Origin of the sequence: Mesorhizobium sp. M4A.F.Ca.ET.090.04.2.1 (assembly GCF_003999085.1) — a bacterium.
Taxonomy (GTDB): Bacteria; Pseudomonadota; Alphaproteobacteria; order Rhizobiales; family Rhizobiaceae; genus Mesorhizobium.
Map to the genome: position 1 here is coordinate 1 of NZ_RZOT01000549.1, position 4,035 is coordinate 4,035.

Annotated in this window: 6 protein-coding genes; 3 read left to right on the forward strand and 3 right to left on the reverse strand. The window is 57.2% G+C overall.

What is annotated here, in order from left to right; all coding sequences use genetic code 11:
* Positions 1 to 121: 121 nt before the first annotated feature.
* From EN781_RS27770 to EN781_RS27780, 3 genes are all read right to left on the reverse strand, one after another.
* A complete protein-coding gene (locus EN781_RS27770; protein ID WP_091595079.1) occupies positions 122 to 1,312 on the reverse strand; it encodes a site-specific integrase in 1,191 nt (396 codons plus the stop codon).
* Positions 1,296 to 1,541, reverse strand: coding sequence for a helix-turn-helix domain-containing protein (locus tag EN781_RS27775; protein ID WP_236387255.1), 246 nt, complete (start codon positions 1,539 to 1,541; stop codon positions 1,296 to 1,298). Before EN781_RS27775 ends, EN781_RS27770 begins: the two co-directional genes overlap by 17 nt.
* A 65-nt stretch (positions 1,542 to 1,606) precedes the next feature.
* Positions 1,607 to 1,858: a hypothetical protein gene (locus tag EN781_RS27780; protein WP_091595315.1), complete on the reverse strand. Its 252-nt coding sequence runs from the start codon at positions 1,856 to 1,858 to the stop codon at positions 1,607 to 1,609.
* A gap of 804 nt (positions 1,859 to 2,662) precedes the next feature.
* On the opposite strand from EN781_RS27780, the gene EN781_RS34910 reads away from it, so the two are divergent.
* The 3 genes from EN781_RS34910 to EN781_RS27795 form a co-directional block, all read left to right on the forward strand.
* A complete protein-coding gene (locus tag EN781_RS34910) occupies positions 2,663 to 3,106 on the forward strand; it encodes a hypothetical protein (protein ID WP_127400526.1) in 444 nt (147 codons plus the stop codon).
* A gap of 66 nt (positions 3,107 to 3,172) precedes the next feature.
* On the forward strand, positions 3,173 to 3,418 hold the full coding sequence (locus EN781_RS27790) for a hypothetical protein (protein ID WP_126034262.1): 246 nt from the start codon (positions 3,173 to 3,175) through the stop codon (positions 3,416 to 3,418).
* Between the two features lie 131 nt (positions 3,419 to 3,549).
* The coding region (locus EN781_RS27795) for a nucleoid-associated protein (RefSeq protein WP_189347896.1) at positions 3,550 to 4,035 on the forward strand (486 nt) is incomplete at its 3' end.

Consider the following 4,035-nt stretch of genomic DNA (forward strand, 5'->3'; position numbering starts at 1 on the left):
CCTCCGGGCCCACCATAACCATTGTTTTTATTCACAAAAAGTGCCCTCGGCCCAAAACGTTTTGGGCCCATTATGGGCCCAAAGCAGGACCGTGGTCCCGGTTTGTTCCGACTCGATTTGATTATCTGACGATGCGGAGGTTTGCCCGCCGCTTCATGGCGTCGCGTTTGGCCTCGCGCTCGTTGATGGCACGAGCAATATCAACCGCGATCCGCTTCTTATTGGCCTCACGCACATACTCATCTGTTACCGTCATGGAGGAATGACCCATCGCCTCCATGATGGCGCGCGCCTGGATGTTGCATTCAGCGAGGTAGGTGCCGAAGGTGCGGCGCAGGCCATGAAGCGTGTAGCCGCTTGGAATTCCCGCCTGCCGCGTCCAGTGCTGCATCATGCCGGTCAGGCTCTTTTCCGAGAATGACCTGCCATAGGCGTTCTTTAAGACCGTGCCGCCTCTCGAGCGATCGAGCAGGTCCAAGGCCGTTGCTAGTTTGTCTACGACTGGAATGAACATCTCCCGCCCGCCATGGCGGTTGCGGTTCTTCTTCTGGCGGAAATCAAAGGCCTCGATTAGCACCAGCGAGCCGTCGAACAGTTCGATCTCTTCGGTTAAAAGATCGTCCCACTCAAGAGCAGCGATATCGCCGCGCCGATTTCCAAGCCAGAACCCCAGTGCATAGCAGGTGCGCGCGGCTGTACCGATGGGGTGTCGCTCCTCGAACTTTTCGCGCATCGCAATTGGCCAAGCTGGGTTCTTGGTCGATTTGGGCACCCGCACGCGGATAGATAGCGACGGATCATCCTGCGGCTTGATCCATTTTTCGACATCGGTCGCGACCCATAGAAGCTTCTTGATGGCGACCAACGTGTGTTTGGCGACTGTGCGGTTCGTCCTGAAGATGCCTTCAATGATGGCGCGAAGCCGATCCGCGTCGAGATGTTCAACAGGAGTATTGCGCCAGGTGAGTGGGTAGTTGGGATCGACCGGCAGGTTGAGAAAACGCTCAATCAGTCGCGCATTCTTCTGCTGCGTGGCTTCATCAAAGCCCAACCACTCCATTGTCGTTTCAAGCCGGCGCGCGGCATGACCAAAGGTTTTTGGCAGTGCCCGACCGGGCAAATCGACGATAACTGCCTTCTTGCCTTGACCCTGCGTGGCCTTCTCGTAAGCCGCCTCGAACTCGGGATCGCCGGGCTTACCGGGAAGGCGGATTTCAGGCATGCCCTTTGCGCGGTAGCGATAGATTAGCTTGCCGTTCTTGAGGCGCGAAGATACCCCAGGGTAACGGGCATCCTTAAATGGCCGAGCCATCAAATGCTCCTTTCAGTCCGGGGGACCCTTTCAGACTCGCCCGTAGCGAAAGGGTTTTGCTTTTGATGGCAACGCGCAGGAGCACCGGGTAACGAAACCCTCTTCCTTGCTCTATGCCTTCAAAGGTGCGCCTCGGTATTCCCAGTACCTTGGCCGCGGCTTCGGCAGTAAACCCTTCCTTTGCCCGCCATGCTTTCACGTCTTGCGCAAGTTTCTCATTCTCGTTCACATCATGCCTTCCGCACGGGCTATCATCGTACTACGCCTGCAGCGTATACGCAACGAGCGTAGTTGCTATCTTTTTTCCACGCCCCGTTTGCTTCGTTCCAACAGCTCTTGAAGGCCGCTGTCTTTGTCCGGCAACGAGGTGAAAGCGATATCCAAGGCTACACGATCCCAGACAGCGCGGCTATTGATGCGCTTGGGCTTTGGCATACGCCCATCGGCAACCATCTCGTCAAAAAGCGTCGATCCGACACCGATGTAACGAGCTGCTTCCTCACGAGATAGCCCTCGTGGGGGATACGAGATTGCGTCACTCTTCATGGACGCTGCCTCGGTCCTGATACTCCGGGCGGGTTGGTGTCGAAGCACAAAGCCGCATCCTAGTTGCCATTTCGCTGCGAGCAGATCGTGTTGGGCTAAAATAAGAAGAGCCTCGTTAAGCGGAAGCGGCCTGACTAGCTCGTGCGGCGTAAACTGGTAGCAACGTGTGGACTGTGGATCACGGGAGGAGAGCGTTTCTAAGCGGACTCGTGGGGCAAGTCGGTGGACGGCTACATTGCATTGTGCACGACCGGGGCTAACCACCTGCGACATCCCGCTGGCCCTCTTGCGCACCCTCCCTCAGTGTCGAAATCGGAGCCGTTATCCCGAGGACCGTCGAAAAACCGCCGTCGCAGAGTTGCCACTCTTTGGTGCTGAAACCGATATTTCTAATCATATCGGTTTTAACTCATCGCTCAAACTTTAGATGGAGCAAGGCAATTTCGGCTCGTCGATCGAAGTCGACGAGGGCGCCGCACAACGATTGGCAGCTTTGCGCCAGGAGTGGCGATCAGCGAGCCACTACTCAGACGTCCCGTTTGGGCCGACAGTAGGCGGTCGGGTCTTGGCGAATGAAGATACGAAAGCAGCCGGTCACCGACGTGCTTCGCATGGCGTCCGGCTTCTCTGTTAGGATGTGTTTGAAAGACGATCGCTGCATGGTCCAAGTTTCGCCCTCGACACCAGCTCTCGATCTGGACATTAAGAAAAGTCCGCAGTGTTCGGAAGAATTCCGAACTCTACGGCCGCATCGTCAACGACATTGCGCCTGATCTGATGAGAGACAGGTACACTTTCAAGGACTTGTCGGATTTCGAATACAGGGCTCGCGACGAATCGATCGGGCGGGCGTACATGGGGCACATCTATTGGACGGAGATGCTGTACCGGGCGCATATGGCTTCGGTCGCATCGGTGTTCCGTACGTCCAGGTGGATCAAGGTGGCGGTCCGCGAACATGAGGCGGGAAGTCTATATGGCTGCGCGTCGGCGTGTAGAAGCCTGATCGAATCCGCAGGCGATATAAACCACAGCCTGGGACCAGTGGCCCGGACGCTCGCCTACAACAAGGATGCGATACGAGCCGAGATTTCGGGTCAGGCTGGGGAGCCCATGCTGTCCGCTAAGGAGTTGGAAGACACGCTGATACACTTCACGCATGCCCGGAAGGTGCTGAAGACCGAAAAGACACCGGCAGTCGCAAGGCGATGCAGACCTTCCAGTACGTCGACCACGTGGATGGAATGAAGATTCCCGGCATAAAGCCGTTCCTACGCGAAACTTTGCGAGATCGGTCACCCGGCTGCCGACTCCGTGTCGGTGACCTTCGTTGCCAATGCCGGAGCCTGGATCGTAGACCCCGGCAACGAGATCGTCGTTCTCAAGGCGTTGCTCGCTGAACGGCAAGATACTCTCTCGGGCGTGCTAATGGCGTCGTTCAATGCCCCGCTCTTAATCCTAAGAACCCTTCACGCGTTCGATCTTTTCACGAGGCTGCGTAAGTACCATTTCGATGAAATTCCTGAGTGGAAGAAGATCCAAACCGCGCTGCGATCGTAGGCCATGAGCGGATCGAAAGACGTTCCGCCTTTCGACACGCATGGCGTGGATATTCGGTCTGCTAATCCTTCGAACACTTGCGTTCGGGCCCTCACGTCTCGCATAACTGCCATCACGAGGGGGAGGATTCGATGGTCGAGCAGGTCATTCAGGTCGCGGTGCACGACCTGAAGAGGAATTCCGAGAGTTTTGAAACGGTGTCGGGTAACGCGCACCTCAAGGTCTCGGAAACGGTGGAGCGCGTGGTCGGCGAGCTGCACGCCATGTATGCGAGCCGCGCCTCGAAGTCTCACGGGCGCTTCGCGGCAAGCTCCGACAACTATCCGGCACAGACCTATCTTGACGAGTTCCGGAAGGGCGACTTCAAGGACTTCGCCACGCTCACGGCCAAGCTGATGACGACACTGACCGTTCAGGCGCGCCGAAAGCCCGGGGCGACGGGCGGTCACGTCCTTTTCGCGCATCTCGAGAAGGACGAGCAACGGTTTCTGCTAGTGGCGATCATCAACGACAAGCTCGGTGCGGCGCTCACCAAAAGCTTTGACATCGCGTCAGTCGAACACCTCGACCTCGACGGCTTCCGCTTCGCCGGCCGGATCAACATGACGGCATGGACT

Excerpts from the sequence above, each read along its gene's own strand:
- EN781_RS27770 (WP_091595079.1), bottom strand. The coding sequence starts at position 1,312 with ATGGCTCGGCCATTTAAGGATGCCCGTTACCCTGGGGTATCTTCGCGC.
- EN781_RS27780 (WP_091595315.1), bottom strand. The coding sequence starts at position 1,858 with ATGAAGAGTGACGCAATCTCGTATCCCCCACGAGGGCTATCTCGTGAG.